Annotated in this window: 21 protein-coding genes; 11 read left to right on the forward strand and 10 right to left on the reverse strand. The window is 73.1% G+C overall.

What is annotated here, in order from left to right; genetic code table 11:
• Positions 1-2 precede the first annotated feature (2 nt).
• From FHU36_RS25890 to FHU36_RS25905, 4 genes are all read right to left on the reverse strand, one after another.
• Positions 3-845, reverse strand: coding sequence for a carbohydrate ABC transporter permease (locus FHU36_RS25890; RefSeq protein ID WP_185086438.1), 843 nt, complete (start codon positions 843-845; stop codon positions 3-5).
• Complete coding sequence (locus FHU36_RS25895) at positions 842-1,756, reverse strand: carbohydrate ABC transporter permease (RefSeq protein ID WP_185086439.1); 915 nt, start codon at positions 1,754-1,756, stop codon at positions 842-844. Before FHU36_RS25895 ends, FHU36_RS25890 begins: the two co-directional genes overlap by 4 nt.
• On the reverse strand, positions 1,753-2,811 hold the full coding sequence (locus FHU36_RS25900; protein WP_185086440.1) for a LacI family DNA-binding transcriptional regulator: 1,059 nt from the start codon (positions 2,809-2,811) through the stop codon (positions 1,753-1,755). The genes FHU36_RS25895 and FHU36_RS25900 overlap by 4 nt, the downstream gene beginning before the upstream one ends.
• Positions 2,812-2,948: 137 nt before the next feature.
• Positions 2,949-3,851 carry a LysR family transcriptional regulator gene (locus FHU36_RS25905; RefSeq protein WP_185086441.1) on the reverse strand — a complete coding sequence of 301 codons (903 nt, stop codon included), beginning with the start codon at positions 3,849-3,851 and terminating at the stop codon, positions 2,949-2,951.
• A gap of 72 nt (positions 3,852-3,923) precedes the next feature.
• On the opposite strand from FHU36_RS25905, the gene FHU36_RS25910 reads away from it, so the two are divergent.
• On the forward strand, positions 3,924-4,919 hold the full coding sequence (locus FHU36_RS25910) for an EamA family transporter (RefSeq protein ID WP_221496577.1): 996 nt from the start codon (positions 3,924-3,926) through the stop codon (positions 4,917-4,919).
• A complete protein-coding gene (locus FHU36_RS43745; protein ID WP_221496578.1) occupies positions 4,916-7,222 on the forward strand; it encodes a beta-galactosidase in 2,307 nt (768 codons plus the stop codon). Before FHU36_RS25910 ends, FHU36_RS43745 begins: the two co-directional genes overlap by 4 nt.
• Here FHU36_RS43745 and FHU36_RS25920 read toward each other — a convergent pair.
• Entirely contained in the window at positions 7,195-8,343 is a 1,149-nt protein-coding gene (locus FHU36_RS25920; protein ID WP_185086442.1) for a helix-turn-helix domain-containing protein, read from the reverse strand. The two genes, FHU36_RS43745 and FHU36_RS25920, sit on opposite strands and share 28 nt — an antisense overlap.
• Positions 8,344-8,395: 52 nt before the next feature.
• On the opposite strand from FHU36_RS25920, the gene FHU36_RS25925 reads away from it, so the two are divergent.
• On the forward strand, positions 8,396-8,830 hold the full coding sequence (locus tag FHU36_RS25925) for a cupin domain-containing protein (RefSeq protein WP_185086443.1): 435 nt from the start codon (positions 8,396-8,398) through the stop codon (positions 8,828-8,830).
• 64 nt (positions 8,831-8,894) lie between these two features.
• On the opposite strand, the gene FHU36_RS25930 is transcribed toward FHU36_RS25925, so the two are convergent.
• Positions 8,895-10,118: an MFS transporter gene (locus FHU36_RS25930; protein ID WP_312891818.1), complete on the reverse strand. Its 1,224-nt coding sequence runs from the start codon at positions 10,116-10,118 to the stop codon at positions 8,895-8,897.
• Positions 10,119-10,153: 35 nt separating this feature from the next.
• Here FHU36_RS25930 and FHU36_RS25935 point away from each other — a divergent pair, with 35 nt between their 5' ends.
• The 3 genes from FHU36_RS25935 to mihF all read left to right on the forward strand — a co-directional run bounded on the left by FHU36_RS25935 (position 10,154) and on the right by mihF (position 12,431).
• Complete coding sequence (locus tag FHU36_RS25935; protein ID WP_185086444.1) at positions 10,154-11,389, forward strand: ROK family protein; 1,236 nt, start codon at positions 10,154-10,156, stop codon at positions 11,387-11,389.
• A 232-nt stretch (positions 11,390-11,621) separates the two neighbouring features.
• Positions 11,622-12,026 carry a GlcG/HbpS family heme-binding protein gene (locus FHU36_RS25940; RefSeq protein ID WP_185086445.1) on the forward strand — a complete coding sequence of 135 codons (405 nt, stop codon included), beginning with the start codon at positions 11,622-11,624 and terminating at the stop codon, positions 12,024-12,026.
• Between the two features lie 99 nt (positions 12,027-12,125).
• On the forward strand, positions 12,126-12,431 hold the full coding sequence (gene mihF, locus FHU36_RS25945) for an integration host factor, actinobacterial type (protein ID WP_101784984.1): 306 nt from the start codon (positions 12,126-12,128) through the stop codon (positions 12,429-12,431).
• 82 nt (positions 12,432-12,513) lie between these two features.
• Here mihF and FHU36_RS25950 read toward each other — a convergent pair whose 3' ends face one another.
• A complete protein-coding gene (locus FHU36_RS25950; RefSeq protein ID WP_185086446.1) occupies positions 12,514-13,161 on the reverse strand; it encodes a response regulator transcription factor in 648 nt (215 codons plus the stop codon).
• Positions 13,152-14,399 carry a sensor histidine kinase gene (locus FHU36_RS25955; protein ID WP_185086447.1) on the reverse strand — a complete coding sequence of 416 codons (1,248 nt, stop codon included), beginning with the start codon at positions 14,397-14,399 and terminating at the stop codon, positions 13,152-13,154. Before FHU36_RS25955 ends, FHU36_RS25950 begins: the two co-directional genes overlap by 10 nt.
• A 184-nt stretch (positions 14,400-14,583) precedes the next feature.
• Between FHU36_RS25955 and FHU36_RS25960 the strand changes: the two genes are divergently transcribed.
• The 3 genes from FHU36_RS25960 to FHU36_RS25970 are packed head-to-tail and all read left to right on the forward strand — an operon-like array spanning position 14,584 to position 18,942.
• Positions 14,584-15,903 carry an acyltransferase family protein gene (locus FHU36_RS25960; protein ID WP_221496579.1) on the forward strand — a complete coding sequence of 440 codons (1,320 nt, stop codon included), beginning with the start codon at positions 14,584-14,586 and terminating at the stop codon, positions 15,901-15,903.
• 1 nt (position 15,904) lies between these two features.
• The gene (locus tag FHU36_RS25965) at positions 15,905-16,402 is read left to right on the forward strand and encodes a GNAT family N-acetyltransferase (protein WP_185086448.1); all 498 of its coding nucleotides are present in this window, start codon (positions 15,905-15,907) and stop codon (positions 16,400-16,402) included.
• A 41-nt stretch (positions 16,403-16,443) separates the two neighbouring features.
• Entirely contained in the window at positions 16,444-18,942 is a 2,499-nt protein-coding gene (locus tag FHU36_RS25970) for a DEAD/DEAH box helicase (RefSeq protein ID WP_312891820.1), read from the forward strand.
• A gap of 131 nt (positions 18,943-19,073) precedes the next feature.
• Here the strand turns inward: FHU36_RS25970 and FHU36_RS25975 are convergent, their stop codons facing one another.
• Complete coding sequence (locus FHU36_RS25975) at positions 19,074-19,637, reverse strand: hypothetical protein (protein ID WP_185086449.1); 564 nt, start codon at positions 19,635-19,637, stop codon at positions 19,074-19,076.
• Positions 19,638-19,654: 17 nt separating this feature from the next.
• Here FHU36_RS25975 and FHU36_RS25980 point away from each other — a divergent pair, with 17 nt between their 5' ends.
• Positions 19,655-20,164, forward strand: a complete 510-nt coding sequence (locus tag FHU36_RS25980; protein WP_185086450.1) for a DUF2087 domain-containing protein — start codon at positions 19,655-19,657, stop codon at positions 20,162-20,164.
• 82 nt (positions 20,165-20,246) lie between these two features.
• Positions 20,247-20,774: a GNAT family N-acetyltransferase gene (locus FHU36_RS25985; protein WP_312891821.1), complete on the forward strand. Its 528-nt coding sequence runs from the start codon at positions 20,247-20,249 to the stop codon at positions 20,772-20,774.
• A 78-nt stretch (positions 20,775-20,852) separates the two neighbouring features.
• Here FHU36_RS25985 and FHU36_RS25990 read toward each other — a convergent pair whose 3' ends face one another.
• Positions 20,853-21,239 (reverse strand): hypothetical protein, encoded by a 387-nt coding sequence (locus tag FHU36_RS25990; protein ID WP_185086451.1) that lies wholly within the window; start codon positions 21,237-21,239, stop codon positions 20,853-20,855.
• Between the last annotated feature and the right edge of the window lie 37 nt (positions 21,240-21,276).

A 21,276-nucleotide genomic window follows, 5' to 3' on the forward strand; every position in this document is an offset into this window, starting at 1 on the left:
TCCTAGCCCTTCACGGCGCCGGCCATCAGGCCGGACTTCAGGCGCCGCTGGATGATTGCGAAAAAGATCAGGCTGGGGATCGTGGCCATGAGGGACGCCGCCGCCAGCGGGCCGAGCCGGGCGACCCCCTCCGGGCCGACGAACCTGGCCAGGGTGAGCGGGAGCGTCATCACGTCCGGGTCCTGCAGGATCACCAGCGCGAAGAGGAACTCGTTCCACGACGAGATGAACGCGAACAGCAGCGTCGCCACCACGCCCGGCGCGAGCAGGGGCGCGACCACGCTGGTGATCGAGCGCAGCCGGGTCGCGCCGTCCACGGCCGCCGCCTCCTCCAGTTCGGGCGGCACCGCGCGCACGTACCCCTGGAGCATCCACAGCGCGAACGGCAGCGTGAACGTCACGTGCACGATGACCAGGCCGGGCAGCGTGTTCACCAGGTCCATGTCCCGCAGGATCATGAACAGCGGGATGATGATGAGGATGAACGGGAACACCTGGCTGACCAGCACCCAGCCGATCGCGATCCGGTTGACCAGGCTGCGGTAGCGGGCCATCGCGTACGCGGCGGGCAGCGCGATCACCACGGTGATGACGCTGGCGAGCAGCGCCACGACGAGGCTGCGGGTGGCGGCGCCCACCAGGTCCTGCTCGCCGAACGCGTCGGCGAAGTTGGCCAGGGTCGGCTCGCGCGGGATCCACGTGGGGTCGGCCTGCGCCATCTCCTGCGGCGTCTTCAGCGCCGTGGACAGCAGCCACACCAGCGGGAAGGCCAGGAAGACGATGTAGGCGGCCAGCGCGAGGTACTGCGGCGCGCGCCGCACCCCGCCCGCTTTCTTGCCGTTCATCTCGTCTCCCTCATCTGCCGCCACAGGTACAGGCCGAGGACCGTCAGCACGACGATCGCCATGGCCAGGCCGAGCATCGAGGCGTAGCCGGCGTAGCGGTAGCGGAACGCCTCCTCGTACGCGAACAGCATGGGCAGCCTCGTCCGGCCGCCCGGCCCGCCCTGGGTGAGCACGTAGACCAGGCCGAACTGGTTGAAGTTCCACACGAAGTCGAGCGAGGTGATCGCCACGATGACGGGCTTGAGCTGCGGCAGCGTGATGTTCCAGAACCTGCGCCAGCGGCCGGCCCCGTCGACCTCGACGGCCTCGTACAGCTCTCTCGGGACGCCCTGCAGGCCGGCCAGCAGCACGACCGTCGTCTGCGGCATGCCGGTCCAGACGCCGACCACGATGATGGCGGGCAGCGCGAGCGAGAAGTCGGCGAGCCAGTTGATGTCGGTCCCGAGCAGGCTGTTCAGGATGCCAGCGTCGGGGTGGTAGACGAGCTTCCACATCAGTCCGATGACCACGGGCGGCATCGCCCACGGCACCACCGCCAGCACCCTGGCCACGCCCCGGAAGCGGAGGTTCTCGTTGAGCAGCAGCGCCAGGCCGAGCGCGGCGAGGAACTGCAGGACGGTCACGGAGACCGACCAGATGATCCCGATCCGGAAGGAGGACCAGAAGTCGTCGTCGCCCATGAGCTGGACGAAGTTCTCCAGGCCGACGAAGGTCGTCTCGTGGTTGCGGGTGTTCTTGGCGTCGGTGAACGCCAGCCCGATCCCGTACAGCAGCGGGCCGACGCTGAAGAGCACGACGGGCACGAGGGCGGGCAGCATGAGCAGCCACATCTCGCGGGACCGCCGCGAGCGGCGGGCGCGCCGCACGTGCCTGGCGGGAGGCGCGGGTGGTTTGGTCACGGTGGCCGTCATGCCGCACCTCCCCCCGCGCCGAGCCGGTCGGCGTCGCCGGACGGCGGCGCCTGCTCGCCGGCGGTGGAGGCGCGCACCACGAGCCGCGGCGGCACGGTGACCAGGCGAGGCGTGACGTCGCCGTCCTGCAGCCGGTCCAGCAGCAGCTCGGCGGCGGTCCGGCCACGCTCGGCCGAACCGAGGGAGACGCTGGTGAGCGACGGCCAGGACGCCGCGGCCAGGTCGGTGTCGTCCATGCCGACCACCGCCACGTCCTGCGGCACCCGCCGCCCGGCGGCCCGCAGCACGTCCAGCGCGCCGAGCGCGATCAGGTCGTTGGCGCACATGAGCGCGTCGATGTCGGGCCGCCTGTCGAGCAGGGCGGCCACCGCGCGGCGGCCGTCCGCCCGGTAGAAGTCGCCGATCTCCACCAGCTCCTCGTCGTACGGCAGGCCGAGCGCCTCCAGCGCCTCCCGGTAACCGGCGCCGCGGGCCGCGCCGGGGACGGTGTCGGGCGGGCCGTTGACCAGCCCGACGCGCCGCCTGCCGAGCGTGTGGAGGTGGTCGAGGGCCAGCCGGACGCCGGTGCGCGAGTCGGCGCGCACGTTGTCGACCGGGGTGCCCTCCGGCACCGAGCCGATGACGACGACGGGCGCCCGGGCGCCGGCGAGCATCCGCAGGTGCGCCTCGGTGACCCGCAGCGGCACCATGATCAGCCCGTCCACGTAGCGCTCGCCGAGGCTGTGCAGCACGTCGATCTCGTCGGCGACGTCCGCGCCGGTGGAATGCAGGACGAGCCGGTAGCCGGCCGCCTTGAGCACGGGCTGGATCTCGCGCAGCATGGCCAGGTAGGCCGGGTTGCCGACGTCCGCCATCGCGAACGCGACCTGGTGGGTGCGGCTCGACTTGAGCGAGCGGGCCACGGCGTTGCGCACGTAGCCGAGCTCCTCGGCCGCGGCCATCACCTTGCTCACGGTGTCCTGCCTGGTCGGCAGGCCGTTCAGCACCCGCGAGACCGAGGCGATGGAGACACCCGCTCGCTGCGCGATCGTGGTGATCGTGGGTCCCTGGGCCAAGGCTTTCCTTCCGCCAAGGCAAACGTTTCGCCCTTGCTTCTGTAAACGTTTACCGCGTGGGGCACATGAAACACTCACGTAACTCCCAGGGTCAAGTCACGATCACATAACGCCAGGTCAGCGACTTGTCCGGCAAACTACATCGTTCCCGTCGACGCCGCACGGGCGGCCAGCAGGTCGAGGACGAGCGCCAGCGGGGGCCACTGCGCCCGGCCGCGCCGGACGACGGCGTACGAGCGCAACCTCACCTCCGGGGCGGCCAGCGGCAGGAGGCGGATCCCGGGCAGGGTGGGCTGGTCCGTCGGCAACAGCCCGACGCCGAGCCCGGCGACGATGAGGTCCTGCACCAGTTCGAGGCTGTCGGCCCGATGGGCGATCCGCGGCTCGAAGCCGGCCATCGAGGCGATGGTGCGCACGACGTGCTCGTCGGCGGTGCTGCGGGAGTTCGCGATCCAGTCATGGTCGCGGAAGATCGCGAAGACCGCGGGGGCGTCGTCACGCGCCGCCGGCACCGTGCGCGGCACCGCGAGGCTCCAGCCCGTCGACCACAGCGGCCTCGACTCGACGGCCGGGTCTCCGGCGGCGGGGGCGAGGTTGTAGTCGTAGGTCAGGGCGAGGTCGACGTCGTCCGAGGCGAGCAGCGCCAGCGACTCCATGGGCTCGTGCTCGTAGATGTGCAACCGCACCTTCGGGTGCCCGGCCGCCAGGTCCGCCGCGACCGGCAGCAACGAGCGGCGCACGGCCGAGGCGAACCCGGCGACCCGCAGGGTGCCGGCCGGTTCGGCCTCCGGGTCCAGGTCCAGCCGGGCGGCCTCCACCGCGGCGAGAATCGTCACGGCGTGCTGCGCCAGGCGCCGGCCGGCGGGCGTCAGCCGGACCCGCCGGCCGTCCGGCTCGACCAGGGCCGTGCCCGCCTCCCGGGCCAGCGCGGCGATCTGCTGCGACACCGTCGACGTGGTGGTCCCCAGCTCGTCGGCGACCTCGCGCATCGACCCGAGCCGGGAGAGCTGCAGCAGCATCTGCAGACGGCGGACATCCATTCATGAATTATGAACGGTACGTCAAGTATTCTCACGTGGACACGAATGATTCGGGTCCCGTCTACTGGAGCGATGACGACCCGAACGCCGAATCTCCCCGTCACCGCCGCCCGCGCCGGCACGGCCCTCGCGCTGACGTCGATGGTCTGCGTGCAGCTGGGCCTCGCCGCCTCCGTCGCCATGATCGACCAGGTCGGCGCCGAAGGCGCGGCATGGCTGCGGCTGGCCTGGGCCGGGGTGCTGCTGCCGGTCCTGGTGCGGCCCCGGCCGTCCGCCTTCACCCGCACCGGCCTGCTCACCTGTGCGGCACTCGGCGTGGTGACGGCGGGCGTCACCATGTTCTTCATGGCCGCGGCCGCCCGGCTGCCGCTGGGCACCGCCAGCGCGCTGGAGTTCCTCGGCCCGCTCGGCGTCGCCGTGGCGCGCGGCCACGGCGGGCGGAAGCTGTGGCCGCTGCTGGCCGCCGTGGGCGTCCTCCTGCTCACCGAACCCTGGCACGGCGGCACCGACCCGGCCGGGGTCGCCTACGCCCTGGCCGCCGCGGTCTGCTGGGCCGCCTACATCCTGCTGACCCAGCGCGTCGGCGACGAGGTCGCCGGCCTGCGCGGGCTCGCCGTCTCCATGCCGGTCGCCGCCCTCGTGTCCACGGCGGCCGTCGGACCGTTCGTGCTCGGCCGGCTCACCTGGGAGCTGCTCCTCGTCGGGCTCGGCCTCGCGGTGCTCCTGCCGGTGGTCCCCTTCATCCTCGAACTGCTCGCCCTGCGCCGGCTCACCACCGCCGCCTTCGGCACCCTGATGAGCCTGGAACCGGCCATGGCCGTCGTCATCGGCCTGGTCCTCCTGCACCAGGTGCCGGGGTGGGCCCCCGTCGTCGGGATCGCGTTCGTGGTCGTCGCCGGCATCGGCGCCGAACGCACCGGCGCCCGCACGGAGACCCGCGCCGAGTCCCGCGCCGAGACCGGGACAGAGCCCCGCACGCAGGTACGCACCGCCGCATCCGCCGGGCACGGCGCGGGCGGCCCCCTTCCGGAGCCGGGCCGTGGGCACCCTGAGAGGATCGGCCCGTGATCCATCATGTCCGCCACACCCCCTGGGACCGGCCCGAGACCCGGCCGGCCATGGCCGGCACCGAGGACCCGCGGCCGGGGCTGGCCCTCACCAGCCGCTCACTGCTGCGTGACGGCCGCCCGTGGATCCCGGTGACCGGCGAGCTGCACTACAGCCGGGTGCCGAGGAGCCGCTGGCGCGACGCCCTGCTGCTGATGCGGGCCGGCGGGGTGACCATCGTGTCCACGTACGTCTTCTGGATCCACCACCAGGAGCGGCGCGAGCGGGAGCCGGTGTTCGGCGGGGACCTCGACCTGGCGGCGTTCGTCCGGCTCGCCCAGGACGTCGGGCTGGAGGTGATCCTCAGGATCGGGCCGTGGTGCCACGGCGAGGTCCGCAACGGCGGCCTGCCGGACTGGGTGACGCACGCCGGCTACCGGACGCGCACCGACGACCCGGCGTACCTGGCGGACGTGCGGACCTGGTTCGGCCACGTGGGCCGGCAGGCGGGCCCGCTGTGCGGGCCGGACGGGCCGGTCATCGGCATCCAGCTCGACAACGAACTGTACGACCAGCCCGGCCACCTGCGCACGCTCAAGGGGATCGCCCGCGCGTGCGGCCTGTCGGCCCCGCTGTGGACGGCCACCGCGTGGGGCGGCGCCGACCTGCCCGCCGGCGACGTCTTCCCGCTCTACGGCGGCTACGGCGACGGGTTCTGGGTGGACACCGGCGAAGGCTGGGACGACACGTTCCGGGCGCACTTCTTCTTCTCCCACCAGTGGGACGACCCGGGCATCGGCCGGGACCTGGCCGGCTCCCCCGGCCTCGCCGGCACCCTGCACCCGGACTTCCCGCCGGCGACCTGCGAGCTGGGCGGCGGCATGGCCGGCGCCTACCACCGCCGCCCGCTGCCGTCGGGCGCCGACGTGGCCTCGGTGGCGCTGGCCAAGCTCGGCAGCGGCTCGGCCTGGCAGGGCTACTACATGTACGCGGGCGGCGCCAACCCGCGGCCCGGGCTGCGGGAGTCGCAGGCCATCGGCTACCCCAACGACCTGCCGGTCCTCGACTACGACTTCAACGCGCCGATCGGCGCCCAGTTGCAGACCCGTGACTCCTTCCACCTGCTGCGCGCCCAGCACCTGTTCCTCGCCGCGTTCGGGGACCGGCTGGCGGCGATGAACGCCACCATCCCCACCGCCGGCCCGTCCGGTCTGCCAGGTCTGCCCGACGTGCGGGACCGCGCGTCGCTGCGGTGGTCGCTGCGCTCGGACGGGCGCTCCGGGTTCGTGTTCGTCAACGGCCACCAGCCGTACGAGCCGCTGCCGGAGCACCGGGACGTGCGCTTCGAGGTGGAACTGGCGGCGGCCCGCGTCCGCTTCCCGCACCGCCCGGTCACCATCCCGTCCGGGGCGATGCTGTGGTGGCCGGTCAACCTGGACGTCGCGGGCGTCACGATCGCCTGGGCGACGCTCGTCCCGCTCACCGTGCTGGACGTGCCGGGCGACGATCCCGTCCTCGTGCTGGCCAGGACGGGCGGCGTGCCGGGCCACCTGGCCGTCCCGGCGGGCCACCGGGTGTGCGGGCACACCGCCCTCGATCATGACGGTGAGCTGGTCCTGGAGGACGTGCCCGCGTCCCGCGCGCTCGTCACGGTGGAGGCGCCCTCCGGGGACCGCCTGCGGCTGCTGGTGCTCGACGAGGCGGAGGCCCTGCGCGCCTGGTCGCCCGTGGTGGGCGGGATCCGCAGGCTCGTCCTGTCCGACGCCGACATCGTCTCCGACGGCGGGACTCTGGTGGCCGTCACCGCCGGGGGCCCCGCCACGGTCGAGGTCTGTCCACCCCTCCGCGCCCCCGCCCCCGGGTCGCTCTTCGGGCGGTACGAGGTGGGCCTGCCGCAGGAGCCCGTGCCCGTCTCGATCGTCCAGACCGCCGAGGCGTCCGCGCCGCCCGCCCGGCCCGTCACCGTGCCCGGCCGGGCGTCGGCTCCCGACCAGGAGACGTTCCTCGCCCACGCGGCCCGCTACACGCTCACCGTCCCGGCCAGGGCGGCCGGTGACCGGTCGTTGCTGCGGGTCGAGCTCGTGGGGGACGTGGCGGTCGCCCGCACCGGCGACCGCACCCAGGACCTGTGGGACATCGACGTCACCCCGGCGCAGGACGGCGAGCCGGTCGAGGTCGAGATCCTGATCCATCCCATCGACGCCGGGACGCCGGTGTGGCTGCCCCCGGCCGCCGAGAAGGTCAGGTCGGGCCTGGCCGGGCCGATGGCCCGGATCACCTCCGCCACGGTGATCGACTACCGTTCGATCCGGCTACCGTCGTGACGTTCCCGCACGCCCCCGGCCCGACTACCGTCGTGACGTTCCCGCACGCCCTCGGCCCGGTTTCCGGCGTGACGTATTGCGCCCCGCTCCCCCTCGGGGCCTTCACCAGCGCCCTGCGGTCCGTGCCCCCGGGCCTCGGGGGGCGGGCCGAAGCGCCGGCGGTAGGCCGTCGGCGTCAGCCCCGTCTGCCGTCGTAGCCGGGTCCGCAGGTTGGCGGCGGTCCCGAGCCCGGTGAGCCGCGCCACCCGGTCGAGCCCCTGCTCGCCCCGCTCGATGAGCCGGCAGGCCAGCACCACGCGTTCCGTCGTGAGCCAGGCCAGCGGGGTGGTGCCGAGCTGGGCCGCGAACCGCCGGTGCAGCGTGGCGGGGCTGACCGCCGCCTGGGCGGCGAGGTCGGCGACGGTCAGCGGCCGGTCCAGCCGTTCCTGCGCCCAGGCGAGCAACGGCGCCAGCGACGTGTCCGGGGCGTCCGGGACGGGACGCTCGATGAACTGGCGCTGGCCGCCGTCCCGGTGCGCCGCGAACACCAGCCGCCGGCTCACCGCGTTGACCACGTCGGCGCCGTGGTCGCGGCGGATCAGGTGGAGGCCGAGGTCCAGCGCGGCGGCGCTGCCCGCCGCGGTCAGCACGTCGCCGTCGTCCACGAACAGCACGTCCGGTTCGAGCCGGACGCCCGGGTGGCGGGCGGCGAACGTGTCCGCCCAGCGCCAGTGCGTGGTCGCCCGGCGACCGTCGAGGACCCCCGCCTCGGCCAGCACGAAGGCTCCGGTGCAGAAGCTCACCAGCCGGGCGCCGCGCCCCGCGCTGCGGCGGACGGCGTCCAGGACGGCCTGGGGCGGCCGCACCAGCGGGTCGGGCCGGTTCGGCACGATCACGGTGTCGGCGTCGTCGACCGCCTCCAGCCCGTTCACCCCGGACAGCGTGAACAGCCCGGCGTGCATGCGCAGGGCGGGCGCCGCGGCGCTGAGCGTGAAGTCGTACCAGGGCCGGTCCAGCTCGGGCCGCCGCAGCCCGAACAGTTCCGTCGCCACGCCCATCTCGAACGGGTTGGACCCCTCGTCGACGATCATCGTCACCCGGTGCGGGCGGTTCGCAGTGCTCTGCGAGGATTCGCGCGACATGTGCGATTCCTAGCACTCACGCCGTCCTGGCGCCACCCGCCACGATGAACGCATGACCAATGAGCCGATCTCCCTGCGGGCCGCGCTGGCCCGGTTCGACCGCTTGTGGAGCCCGCGGATCGTCACCCGGGTGAACGACTACGACGTCCGGATCGCCAAGGTGGCCGGTGAACACGTCTGGCACGCCCACGCGGACACCGACGAGTTCTTCCTGGTGCTGGCGGGCGAGCTGACGATCGCCCTGCGCGACGGCGGCGCCATCGGCGAGGGCGCCGCCGCCGGTGGGGGCACCGGTCCGGGCGAGCGTGCCGTCACACTGGCGCAGGGCGAGGTGTTCGTCGTGCCGCGCGGCGTGGAGCACCGGCCGTCCTCGGCGGCGGGGGCGTCGATCCTGATGTTCGAGCCGACCGGCACGCTGAGCGTCGGGGACCGCCACGACCACCTCCCCGACCACCTCGACGCGACCACGGGCCACTCCCTCGCCTGAACCACGACGCCGGCCTCCGGCAGACCTCCCGCGGCCCTCCCGTGCCTGCCGTCAGGGCCGGATCTCAGGCCGCCACGTCGGACGTGACGGGCGCGGTCGGGCGAGTGGTGAGAACTCGGATGGCGGGGGCGCCCGTGAGGGCGACGACGGCGGACAGCACGGCCGGGATGATCAACGCGACCGGCAGGGACGACGCCTCCGCGACGTAGCCGAGGACGGCCGGGCCCACCAGCAGCCCGCTGTACCCGAACGCCGTCACCATCGCCAGCGCCCGCCCGACCGGCCCGCCGGACGCGCCGACCGCGCTGAAGATGACGGGCACCACCGTGGCCAGGCCGACCCCGGCGAGCGCCCAGCCGGCCCAGGCGCAGGCCACGCGCAGGGGCTCGCCGGCCAGGGGGGCGGCCAGCACCAGGACGTAGCCGAGCGTGGCGAGCAGCCCGGCGAGCTGGATGGTCCGTACGGAGCCGAGCCGGGCCCGGATGGGGTCGCCGAGCAGGCGGATGGTCGTCATGGCCACGGCGAAGATCGTGTAGGCGAGCGGGGCGGCGGCGGGGTCGGTGTCGAGGATCCAGCGCGCGTGCAGGGCGGCCCAGTCGATGGCCGCGCCTTCGGCGAGGTGACCGGCGAACGCCGCGAGGCCGAGCAGCGCGATGAGGCCCCACTTCAGTCCCGCGCCCGCGCGCCGGCCGGTGGCGGCGTCGCCGGCGGGCTGTTGGGGGGCGGCGGGCAGCAGCAGCCGGGCCAGCGGCACGTACAGGAACGGCACGACCACGGCCGCCACGACGAGCAGCATCTGGGCATCCAGACCGGCCCGCAGCACGAGGGCGGTCAGCGCGCCGCCCGCCGCCCCGCCGAGGCTCCAGGTGCCGTGAAACGCCGAGATGACCGGCCGCCCGTAGGCGCGTTCGACCTCGACGGAGTGGGCGTTCATGGCGACCTCGGTCACCCCGAGGCCGAGCCCGAAGACCACGGCGAGGATCGCCAGTTCCAGGAAGCCGGGGGCGACGGCCGGCCCGAGCAGCACCAGGGCCGAGACGGGTCCGCTGAACCAGCAGACGGTCCGGCTCGACCATCTGTCCACGAGCGGCCCGGTCGCCAGCATCGACACCAGGGCGCCCCCCGAGATGAGCAGCAGGACGGTGCCGAGCCGGGCCGGGCCGAGGTCCAGCCGGTCGTTCAGCGACGGCAGGCCCGACGCCCACAGCCCCATCACGAACCCGGCCAGGAAGAAGTAGCCGAACACCGCGATGCGGGCGCGCCTGGCCTCTGCGATACTTATGTTCACGCCTAGAGCATATTCAAGGATGTGACAATCGCACAATGGCGACGAACGGGGCGACGACGAGTGGCGAGCTGCGCGCCCACAACCGCGTGCGGCTGCTGCGCGCCGTGCACGACTGCGGCGCCACGCTCACCCGCTCCCAGCTCACCCGCGACCTGGAGCTGGCCCGCGGCACCGCGTCGGTGCTGGTCGCCGAGCTGGCCGACAGCGCGCTGCTGCACGAGGAGCCCGCGCCCGAGCACGGCCGGGGCCGCCCGACCCAGGTGCCCGGCCCGCATCCGGACGGGCCGCTCGCGCTGGCGGTGGACGTGCGCGAGGACGCTTGGGAGGTCGCCGAGTGCGCACTGGGCGGTCAGGCGACGGTGCTGGAGGTGCGCCGCCACGACGGGACTCCGGAGGGGGCGCTCGTGCCCCTCGGCGAGGCCCTCACGAGGCACCTGGAGCGGCTCGGTTCCCGCGTGGTGGGAGTCGGGCTGGCCGTGGCCGGGCCGGTGCGCGCCGGGGGCCTGGTGGACGTGTCACACCTCGGCTGGCGCTCGGTCGACGTCCCGGCCCTGCTCGGCCTCCCGCCACACGGGGTTCCGCCCGCGGGAGGCAGGACGCCGCACGGGGTTGCGCTGGTGGGGAACGACACGGCGTTCGCGGCGCTGGCCGAGGCGCGGCGGGGCGTGCTGCGGGGCGTCGGCGTGGGACTGCACCTGCACGTGGACTTCGACCTGGGCGGCGTCCTGGTGGTGGACGGGCGGCCGCTGGCGGGGGCGGGCGGGATCGGCGCCGAGTTCGGGCACATGCCGCTGACCGGCGGCGCCGAGCCGTGCGCGTGCGGGGCGCGCGGCTGCTGGGGGCGCGAGGTGGGCACGAACGCGCTGCTCCGCCATCTGGGCCTGGCCCACGGCGGCGGCCGGGGCCGCGACCGGGCCGAACGCGTCTTCGCCGACGCGGCGGCCGGGGACGCCGACGCGGCGCGGGCGCTGGCGGCGAACGCCCGCGCGCTCGGCAGGGGCATAGCCGCCCTGGCGAACGCGCACGATCCGGAGGTGGTGTCACTGTCGGGCTTCGGGGTGGATCTGCACGCGCGGGCCCTGGACGCGCTCACGGAGCCGTTCGCGTGGGGCCTGATGACGATCCGCCGCGAGCGGCCGCCCCGGCTTGCCCCCTCCGCGCTCGGCTGGCGGGGGACGCTGATCGGGGCGATGGAGTCGGTGTTCGACGCGTTCCTCACGGTCGAGGGCGTACAGGCGTGGCGCCGCGCCCGCACGGCCGCGCCCGCCTGACCCGCGAGCCCTCCTCCGCCCGTGCGGGGCACGGAACGGGCCTGCACCAGGGGCGCGACACGCCCGAAATCCAGAATGTGATGCATTCCACCCTTCTAGGGCGAAACACCCCAAGCAGCCGCTCGGCAGGCCCATACCGGTCCCACCAGGCGATCTTGCGGTGCCGCCCGGACGGGCGTACGGATGGAGGCGTCCAGAAGGCGGGGAGTCACCCCGACGCGAAGGATGTCCCGTGGATCTCGAACTCGCTCTGCGCATGTGCGAGGCGGCGCTCCGGCAGGCGGCGCGCGAAGGCGCGTCGATCTCCGTCGCCGTCGTCGACGAGGGCGGCCATCTGGTGTCTTTCCAGCGTATGGCGGGTGCGCGGCTGGCCGGGCCGGTGCTGGCGCCGGCCAAGGCCTACACCGCCGTGGCCCACGGCATGACCACGGCCGACCTGGGGAGGCTGGCGGCGCCCGGAGGGGAGCTGCACGGCCTGGCGGGTGACCGTTTTGTGTGTTTCGGAGGGGGCATCCCGCTCTGGGCGGATTACGGTGAAGGGGAATGCGTGGTCGGCGGCGTCGGGGTCAGCGGAGGGACGGTCGCGCAGGACGTGTCGTGCGCCGAGGCGGCGGCCTCGGTGTGGCGCACGCGCTGAGCATCGCTTTCCGCACCAAGAACCGCTGGTATCCGCCATGATTAGCCACTGCACTACGGGTAACAGAATCCCGAACGTTAACTCCCCGAGGAGAGACAGATGGCACTTCCCACTCTCACCCCCGAGCAGCGCAAGGCGGCTCTGGAGAAGGCGGCCGAGGCGCGTGCGGCCCGCACGGCCCTGCTGGCCAAGGTCAAGGCCGGCGAGCTGTCCTTCAGCCAGCTCCTGGAGCGCGACGACGACATCGCCAAGAAGATCAAGGTGTCCCAGGCCCTGCGCGCGGTCAAGGGCGTCGGGCCGGCCAAGGCCACCGCGCTGATGGAGGAGGCGGGCGTCGACGAGAAGCGCCGCCTCGGCGGCCTGGGCGCCCAGCAGCGCAAGAAGCTGGTCGAGGCGCTCGGCTAGGACGTGAGCGGCCGGGTCCGCGCGGGCCTACCGCGCGGACCGGCCGGCCGGGCGCGCCGGGCACTCCCCACGGGCGGGTGGCTCAGGAGCGGAGGTAGGCGAGGACGGCGAGCACCCGGCGGTGCTGGTCGCTGTCGTCGGCGTAGAGGCCGAGCTTGCTGAAGATGCTCCTGATGTGCTTCTCCACGGCCCCGTCGCTGATCACGAGTTGCCTGCCGATGGCCGGGTTGGACCTGCCCTCGGCCATCAGCCCGAGCACCTCCCGCTCGCGCGGGGTGAGCTGGGCGAGCGGGTCGTCCTTGCGTCTGCGGACCATGAGCTGGGACACCACCTGAGGATCGAAGACGGTGCCGCCCGCGGCGACGCGCCGCAGGCCCTCCAGGAACTCCTCCACGTCCACGACCCGGTCCTTCAGCAGGTAGCCGACCGCACCACGGGCGTCGGCGAGCAGGTCGTCGGCGTAGGACACCTCGACGTACTGGGACAGGATGAGCACGGGCGCACCCGGCACCCGGCGCCGCGCCTCGACGGCCGCCCTGAGCCCCTCGTCGGTGAACGACGGAGGCATCCGCACGTCCACGACCGACACGTCGGGCCGATGCTCGGCCACGGCGGAGACGAGGGCGTCGCCGTCACCGACGGTCGCCACCACCTCGCAGCCGAACTCCTCCAGCAGCCTGACCAGACCTTCCCTGATCAGAACCGCGTCATCGGCCACCACTACGCGCACGGCACCTCCGCCACGATCACTGTCGGCCCGCCGTCGGGCGAGTCGACCGTGAGCTCCCCGTCGACCGCGCGGAGCCGGTCGGCAAGCCCGGCGAGACCGTGTCCCTTGGCGACATGGGCGCCGCCGACCCCATCATCCCCGATCGTCAGCATCAGCGTGTTACCGGTACGGGTGAGCTGGATGGTGCAGACGGTGGCGCGGCTGTGCTTGGCGACGTTCGTGAGGGTCTCGGCGACGACGAAGTAGACGGCGTTCTCCACGGCCGCCTGGAAGCGTCCGGTGATCTGCACGTCCAGCTCGACGGGGATCGTGCAGCGGCCGGCCAGCGCGGCCAGCGCGGGCGCGAGCCCCCGGTCCGACAGGATGGGCGGGGCGATGCCGCGCGACAGGGCGCGCAGCTCGTCGAGCGTCTCGCGGGTGGCGGTGATGGCGGAGCTGATCGTCTGCTGCGCCGCCTCGGGATCCTTGCCGAGCTGGCGCTGGGCCCGGGACAGTTCCATGGCGAGGGAGACGAGCCGCTGCTGGGGGCCGTCGTGGATGTCGCGCTCCAGCTTGCGCAGCGCGTTGGCCTCGGCCGACACGGCGGCGGCGCGGCCCTCGGCCAGGTCGTCGATGCGTTCCTGGAGCTCGGCGACCCCGGTCAGCAGCGCCCGGCCGAGTCCGGCGCGCAGCAGCGCGGACATCCGCGTCGCGAACGGCAGGATGAGCAGGAAGACCAGCCCGAGCAGCACGTAGAAGACCGCGTTGGTCACGTAGCCGTCGCCGAACCCGAGCAGCTCGGGCAGCTCCACGTTGTTCGGGATGCGTGAGGTGACCAGGCCGTAGAGCGGGTACGTCAGCGCCAGCAGCGGCACCGCCCAGAACGTCACGGTCAGCGAGAACGACGCGACCGCGATCGGGAAGTTCAGCAGGCAGTGGAGGAGGTCCAGCCATGACTGCCCGCTGGTGAGGGGGTTGACCAGCCTGCGGAACCGGCCGGCCCCCTCGGGAGCCGGCTTGTAGCGGGGGCGCACGGGCGGCCGGCGCAGCACGTCCGCCAGCCAGCCGCGTTCGGCGTCGGCGAAGCCCCGGGCCATCATGAGTGTCCCGGCCAGGACCGGCACCCCCACCCACACGACGACGGTGCCCGCCCCGGCCGCGACGCCGGCGACCATGAGCACGAAGCCGATGACGGCGGTGGGGAAACCCACGAGCGTGTAGCGCGTGTCGAGCAGGACACGCCGGGTCAGGGAGCGCATGGCCTCAACGGTATGGCCCTCAGCCGCCCGGTTCGAGCCGGTCCACCGGTCTGCGGTGGTAGGGCCTGCCCTACCGGGCGCGGTGGTGTGATCTTGACCACAAGACGGCGGCGTACGGCAGTGTGCTGCGGCGGCCACGGCGGGAGCCTGGACTCACCGCGTTCCCCACGAAATCGAGGCCCCCATGACCGCCCTGCTCGCTCCGCCGCCGCCGGTCCGCCGGGCGCCCCGGCCCCCCTCGCCGGGAGCGACCAGGGACCCGTTCATCGACCTGCTGCGGGTGTTCGGCATGGTGCTCGTGGTGGTGCAGCACTGGACGATCCCGGTGCTGGCCTTCGACGGCGCCGTGCTGACCACGGGCAACGCCCTGGCGACGCCCGGGGTGTGGGTGGTGACGTGGGTCAGCCAGGTGATGCCGCTGGTGTTCTTCGCGGGCGGGGCGGCGGGCGCGATCAGCTTCGGCCGGTCCCGGGACGGCGCGCCGCACTGGGTGCTGGCGCGGCTGCGCCGCCTGACGTGGCCGTTGCTGCCGCTGGCGGCGGTGTGGATCCCGCTCCCCCACGCGCTGGCCGCGCTGGGCGTGCCGGCGCAGCCGCTGGAGACAGGGGCACGGCTGACCGGCCAGCTCCTGTGGTTCCTCGCCGTCTACCTGATCGCCGTGGTGGCCACGCCGTGGATGACGGGCCTGCACATCCGCTACGGCTGGCGGGTCCCCGGCGTGCTGGCCGCCGGCGCGGTGGCGACGGACGTGGTGCGGTTCGCGGCGGGCTGGGACGCGCTCGGCTATCTCAACATCGTGTTCGTCTGGCTGGCGGTGCACCAGGTGGGCTTCCTGTACGCCGAGGGGCGCGTGACCCGGCCGGGGGCGATGGCGGCCGGCGGGTTCGGCGCGGCCGCCCTGCTGGTGTGGGCCGGCCCGTACCCGGGCAGCATGATCGGCCTGCCCGGCGCGGAGCTGTCCAACATGGCGCCGCCCACGCTCGCCATGCTGGCCGTGGCGGCCGGGCAGATCGGCCTGGCCACGCTGCTGCGGCCGTGGCTGCTGCGCCTGCCGCTGAGTGGGCTGCTGGGCTGGGCGGGGCCGCGGATCATGACGGTGTACCTGTGGCACATGCCGGCGCTGTTCGCGGTCGCCGGGGTGGTCGTGGTGGGGCTGGGGGCCGGCACACCCGAGCCGCTCGGGCCCGCCTGGTTCGCCGGGTGGCCGCTCTGGTTCGGGGCGCTGTGCCTGGTGATGTGGCCGCTGCTGCGGGCCTTCGCCCGGTTCGAGGAGCCGCCGGCGCTGCCGTACGGGCGGATCGGGTGGCCGGGTGCGCTGGTCGCGGCCGGGCTGACCGGCGGGGGCCTGCTGACGCTCACCGTGGCGGGGTTCGCGCCGGGGGTGGCGCCGGTCGCCGGGGTCGCCGCGCTCGCCGGGGGCCTGCTGCTGACGCTGCCCCGGGGGGCCGGGACGGCGAGGGGCCGGAAACACGCCCGTCACCCGGTCTCGGCCACAATGGGGTGACATGACGAAGCTCCGCCCCGTGCGCGACGCCGACCTGCCCGGCGTCGCGCAGATCTACGCCCACTACGTCGAGACCAGCGTGGCCACCTTCGACGAGACGCCGCCCGGGGTCGAGGAGTGGAGGGCCAAGCGGGCCGTGATCGCCGGCGCGGGCCTGCCGTTCCTGGTGGTCGAGGACGACGGCGAGGTGGCGGGGTTCGCCTACGCGGGCCCGTACCGGCCCAAGCCCGCCTACCGGCACACCGTGGAGGACACCCTCTACCTCGCCCCCGGCGCGACCGGACGAGGGCTGGGGCGGGTGCTGCTCGGCGAGGTGATCGACCGGGCCGCACGGGCCGGCGCCCGCCAGATGGTCGCGGTGGTCGCCGACAGCGGCGACCCGGCGTCGCTACGGCTCCACACGTCCTTCGGGTTCGGGGAGGTGGGACGGCTGAGGAGCGTCGGCTTCAAGCACGGCCGGTGGATCGACACCGTCCTCCTGCAGCGCGCCCTGGAGTAGAAGCGGTTCGACCACGTCTCATTCTTCGGCAGGATAGGCATGTGAGCCTTCTCATCGACCGCCTGCCAGAAGAGATCGACGCCGATCCGGACGCCATCTTCGACGCGTTCGTCGCCTGGAACTCCGAGCGGGGGCTCACGCTCTATCCCGCCCAGGAGGAGGCCCTCATCGAGGTGCTCTCCGGCAGCAACCTGATCCTCGCCACGCCCACCGGCTCGGGCAAGAGCCTGGTGGCCGCCGGCGCGCACTTCGCGGCGCTGACGAGAGACGTGCGCACCTTCTACACCGCGCCGATCAAGGCCCTCGTCTCGGAGAAGTTCTTCGACCTGTGCGCGATCTTCGGCACCGAGAACGTCGGCATGATGACGGGCGACGCGAGCGTCAACCCGGGTGCGCCGATCATCTGCTGCACCGCCGAGATCCTGGCGAACGTGGCGCTGCGCGACGGCGCGCAGGCCGACATCGGCCAGGTCGTCATGGACGAGTTCCACTTCTACGCCGAGCCAGACCGGGGCTGGGCGTGGCAGGTGCCGCTGCTGGAGCTGCCTGGGGTGCAGTTCGTGCTGATGTCGGCCACGCTGGGCGACGTCAGCATGTTCGAGCGTGACCTGAGCCGCCGCACCGGGCGGACGACCGCGGTGGTCAAGCACGCCGAGCGGCCGGTGCCGCTGGTCTACTCCTACCGCATGACCCCGCTGCACGAGACGCTGGAGGAGATGCTGAGCACCGGCCAGGCGCCGGTGTACGTGGTGCACTTCACACAGGCCGCCGCGATGGAGCGGGCACAGTCGCTGATGAGCATCAACATGGCGACGAAGGCCGAGAAGGAGGCCATCGCCACGATGATCGGCGGGTTCCGGTTCACCACCCGCTTCGGCCGCGCCCTGTCCCGGCTGGTCCGCCACGGCATCGGCGTGCACCACGCCGGCATGCTGCCGAAGTACCGGCGCCTGGTGGAGCGGCTGGCCCAGGCGGGGCTGCTGAAGGTGATCTGCGGCACCGACACGCTGGGCGTCGGCGTCAACGTGCCGATCAGGACCGTGCTGTTCACCGCCCTGTCGAAGTACGACGGCAACAAGGTGCGCCGGCTGCGGGCCCGCGAGTTCCACCAGATCGCCGGCCGGGCCGGGCGGGCCGGCTTCGACACGATCGGCTACGTCGCCTGCCAGGCGCCGGAGCACGACATCGAGAACGCCAAGGCCCTCGCCAAGATCGGCGACGACCCCAAGCGGCGGCGTGGCTACGCCCGCAAGAAGCCGCCGGAGGGGTTCGTCGGCTGGAGCCACGAGACGTTCGAGAAACTGCAGACCGCCGAGCCCGAGCCGCTCAACTCCCGGTTCAAGGTGAGCAACGCGATGCTGCTCGCGGTGATCAACCGGCCGGGCGACTGCTTCCAGGCGATGAGGCACCTGCTGACCGACAACCACGAGGACCGCAAGTGGCAGCGGCGGCACATCAGCCAGGCCATCGCCATCTACCGGTCGCTGCTCGCGGGCGGCATCGTGGAGCAGCTCCGGGAGCCCGACGAGCAGGGCCGCCGGGCCAGGCTCACCATCGATCTGCAGGAGGACTTCGCGCTCAACCAGGCGCTGTCGACGTTCGCGCTGGCCGCCTTCGATCTGCTCGACATGGAGGCGCCGAGCTACGCCCTGGACATGGTGTCGATCGTCGAGTCCATCCTCGACGACCCGCGCCAGATCCTGTCGGCCCAGCTGAAGAAGGCCCGCGGCGAGGCCGTCGCGCAGATGAAGGCCGACGGGATCGAGTACGAGGAGCGCATGGAGGCGCTGGCGGAGGTCATGTACCCGATGCCGCTGGAGAGCCTGCTGCTCGGCGCGTACGAGACGTACCGGCGGGGCCATCCGTGGGTGGGCGACTACACGGTGAGCCCCAAGTCGGTGGTGCGCGACATGTACGAGCGGGCGATGACGTTCAGCGAGTACATCCAGTTCTACGAGCTGGCCCGCTCGGAGGGCACGGTGCTGCGCTACCTGGCCGACGCCTACCGGACGCTGTCGCGGACGGTGCCCGAGCACCGCAAGACCGACGACCTGGTCGACCTGATCGAGTGGCTGGGCGAGCTGGTCCGGCAGGTCGACTCCTCGCTGATCGACGAGTGGGAGAAGCTCGCCAACCCGGCCGAGGCGCTGGAGCGCCAGGAGGAGCTGGAGGCCAGGGTGCGGCCGGTCACCGGCAACGCGCGGGCCTTTCGGGTGCTGGTGCGCAACGCGATGTTCCGGCTGGTCGAGCTGTGCGCGCTGGAGAAGGAGGAGGAGCTGGCCGAGCTGGCCCCCGACGTCGACTGGGGGGCGGCGCTCGACGCCTACTACGACGAGCACGAGGAGATCCTCACCGGCGCCGACGCGCGCGGGCCGGCGCTGCTGCGCATCGGCGAGGAGAGCGGCCTGTGGCGGGTCCGCCAGACGATCAAGGATCCGGCCGGCGACGGCGACTGGGGCATCGACGCGCAGGTGGACCTGGCCGCCTCCGACGAGGAGGGGCGGGCGGTCCTGCACGTCACCGGCCTCAACCGGCTGTAGGTCCCGGAGAAAAGATGATAGCCGTGTGCCGGAACGGACTGGCAAGGGCGTTCCGGCACGCGGCTGTCTCCATTCATGCTGTCCACGCAACGTCCACGTCACGTCATGGGCATGTCTCAAGATCGAGACATTCAGCAGGCGGCGATGTCGCAGATCTTGCCGAGCATGCGGCGCGCGTCCCGGGTCTGCCGGGCGAAGTCGCCCTTGGCGGGCTTGCCCCACTCCCCCGCCTGCGTGTAGACGACGAGCGCGTTGGCGCGGCGGGCCACGACGGCGCGCTCGCCGCCGATGGCGGGCCTGCGGCCCTGGTAGCTCTGGCCGGTGACGGTCAGCGCCTCGTCGCCGAGCCTGACGGTGGCGGCGCCGTACTTGTAGCCGCTGATGCGGCAGGCGGCCACGGCCGCGCGCAGCTCCTTGACGGCCTTGCGGGCGGCGGACGGCGACGCGTAGAGGATGACCTGCTCGGACTTGGAGAAGTCGGGCACCGCCGTGTAGACGATGGTGCGGGCCGAGGCGCGGCCGCTCTGGCCGAGCCGGGGGCGTTCGCAGGGGTTGACCACGAGCGGGGCGTTCGTCTTGCGGCTCACCGTCCAGGAGGTCTCGGGATCGTCGTCCTTGACCGAGGCGGCCTTGTCGTACAGCAGGAAGCCGTTGGGGACGGCGGTGGCGACGGCTAACAGGAGTGTGATGACCATGGTCCAAAATAGTACGAATGAGCGATGAGGAGATCAGGCGGGTCCTCGGCCTGTTGTCCCAGGACGACACGGCGCGGGCGTTCGCCGGGCTGCTGCTCGGGGTGGACGGCGAGCCGCCCGCGAAGGTCCTCGACCGGCTGGCCGGCGGCGGGCTGGCGGAGCGCGGCGCGGACGGCACCTGGCGGGCGCGGCCCGAGCGGTTCCGCGAGCTGCTGAAGGAGCTGGCCGAGCCGGCCGCTCCGGTGAGCGAGGAGGAACGGCTGCTGCGCACGTTCCTCGTCGACGGGCGGCTGCGGGCGATCCCGACGCGGCGCGAGAAGCGGCTCGTGGTGCTGCGCTACATCTCGCGGGCGTTCGAGCCGGGCGTGCGCTACGCGGAGAAGGACGTGAACGTGACCTTGCGCGCCTTCCACGACGATCACGCGGCGCTGCGCCGCTACCTGGTGGACGAGCTGCTGCTGTCACGGGAGGACGGCTTCTACTGGCGCAGCGGCGGCCCGGTCGACGTGTGGGCGGACGGGTCCTGATCGCGGCCGGGCACGGTGGGCCAGGCCGGTGACCGATCTTGCCGCGCGCGTGGTCGCACCGGGCCGCTGAGATACTTCGACCGTGGATACGAGTGCGAAGACGGACCCCGGACGGCCGCGACAGGCGGCGCCGGGGATCGAGCCGGGCCGCCCCGTGGAATGGGCGCTGCGCTCCGCGGAGCCGGCGGATGTCGAGGCGATCGCGGAGCTGAGGGCGACGGTGATGCGCCCGGACCTGGAGCGGTTGGGACGGTTCGACGAGCATCGGGTCCGGCAGCGGCTGCGCGATTCCTTCTCCCCGCAGCACACCTCGGTCATCGTGGCCGCCGGCGCCTTCGCCGGCTGCGTCACTGTGCGCCCGGCCGAGGACGGGCGGTGGCTTGAGCATTTCTATCTCGCTCCGGGCCTCCAGGGCCGGGGGATCGGGTCGGCTGTCCTGCGGACACTGCTGGCGCGGATCGACGCCGACGGCGTGCTCGTCCGCCTGAACGTCCTGCAGGGCAGTGCCGCCCGGCGGCTGTACGAGCGTCACGGGTTCACCGTGGAGGCCCAGGACCCGATCGACGTCTACATGGTGCGACGGCCAGGTGCGGGCGCCCTCGGAACGTGACGAGGATCGCGGGTGTTCGCGAGGTGTGCCGTCCGCATGAGCCGCCGCACGACCGGCGAGGCAGGAGGCCTTCGGCCGTCAGCGGAGCATCGGGCACGGATGGTTCACGTGCCGGTTGGGGCAACAGATCATGCCCACGGTGACGAAGCGCCCACCGTGGAGCCATTCGCCCCACTGGACATCCACACCACGGGGCAGCAGATCGGCGGCCACCGCCAGACGGTGCTCCAGCGGAATCGTGTCGCCCGGCGGGCGGAGCGGCGCATACTCACCCGCCATCCAGTTCGCGGCCTTGTCCACGTCCTCGAAGGTCTCGGCGATCCTCGTACGTGGTCTGGCCAGCCAGTCACCCGTCCGCATCGGCGGTAGGGGCGAGGTGGCGAAGTCCGGTGAGCTGGGACGGCGCTCGGCCTCGTGCCTGAGGTCGGGGCCGTGGCCGAGCCAGGTGTAGGCGTGCCAGTGCATCGTTCCCCGTACAGTCGAAGGAGAGACGGCCCCTGCC

The organism is Nonomuraea muscovyensis (genome assembly GCF_014207745.1).
Lineage (GTDB): Bacteria > Actinomycetota > Actinomycetes > Streptosporangiales > Streptosporangiaceae > Nonomuraea > Nonomuraea muscovyensis.

Coding starts and splice junctions, on each gene's coding strand:
- FHU36_RS25890 (WP_185086438.1), bottom strand. CDS start 845: ATGAACGGCAAGAAAGCGGGCGGGGTGCGGCGCGCGCCGCAGTACCTC.
- FHU36_RS25895 (WP_185086439.1), bottom strand. CDS start 1,756: ATGACGGCCACCGTGACCAAACCACCCGCGCCTCCCGCCAGGCACGTG.
- FHU36_RS25905 (WP_185086441.1), bottom strand. CDS start 3,851: ATGGATGTCCGCCGTCTGCAGATGCTGCTGCAGCTCTCCCGGCTCGGG.
- FHU36_RS25910 (WP_221496577.1), top strand. CDS start 3,924: ATGACGACCCGAACGCCGAATCTCCCCGTCACCGCCGCCCGCGCCGGC.
- FHU36_RS25920 (WP_185086442.1), bottom strand. CDS start 8,343: ATGTCGCGCGAATCCTCGCAGAGCACTGCGAACCGCCCGCACCGGGTG.
- FHU36_RS25925 (WP_185086443.1), top strand. CDS start 8,396: ATGACCAATGAGCCGATCTCCCTGCGGGCCGCGCTGGCCCGGTTCGAC.
- FHU36_RS25935 (WP_185086444.1), top strand. CDS start 10,154: ATGGCGACGAACGGGGCGACGACGAGTGGCGAGCTGCGCGCCCACAAC.
- mihF (WP_101784984.1), top strand. CDS start 12,126: ATGGCACTTCCCACTCTCACCCCCGAGCAGCGCAAGGCGGCTCTGGAG.
- FHU36_RS25955 (WP_185086447.1), bottom strand. CDS start 14,399: ATGCGCTCCCTGACCCGGCGTGTCCTGCTCGACACGCGCTACACGCTC.
- FHU36_RS25960 (WP_221496579.1), top strand. CDS start 14,584: ATGACCGCCCTGCTCGCTCCGCCGCCGCCGGTCCGCCGGGCGCCCCGG.
- FHU36_RS25965 (WP_185086448.1), top strand. CDS start 15,905: ATGACGAAGCTCCGCCCCGTGCGCGACGCCGACCTGCCCGGCGTCGCG.
- FHU36_RS25975 (WP_185086449.1), bottom strand. CDS start 19,637: ATGGTCATCACACTCCTGTTAGCCGTCGCCACCGCCGTCCCCAACGGC.
- FHU36_RS25980 (WP_185086450.1), top strand. CDS start 19,655: ATGAGCGATGAGGAGATCAGGCGGGTCCTCGGCCTGTTGTCCCAGGAC.
- FHU36_RS25990 (WP_185086451.1), bottom strand. CDS start 21,239: ATGCACTGGCACGCCTACACCTGGCTCGGCCACGGCCCCGACCTCAGG.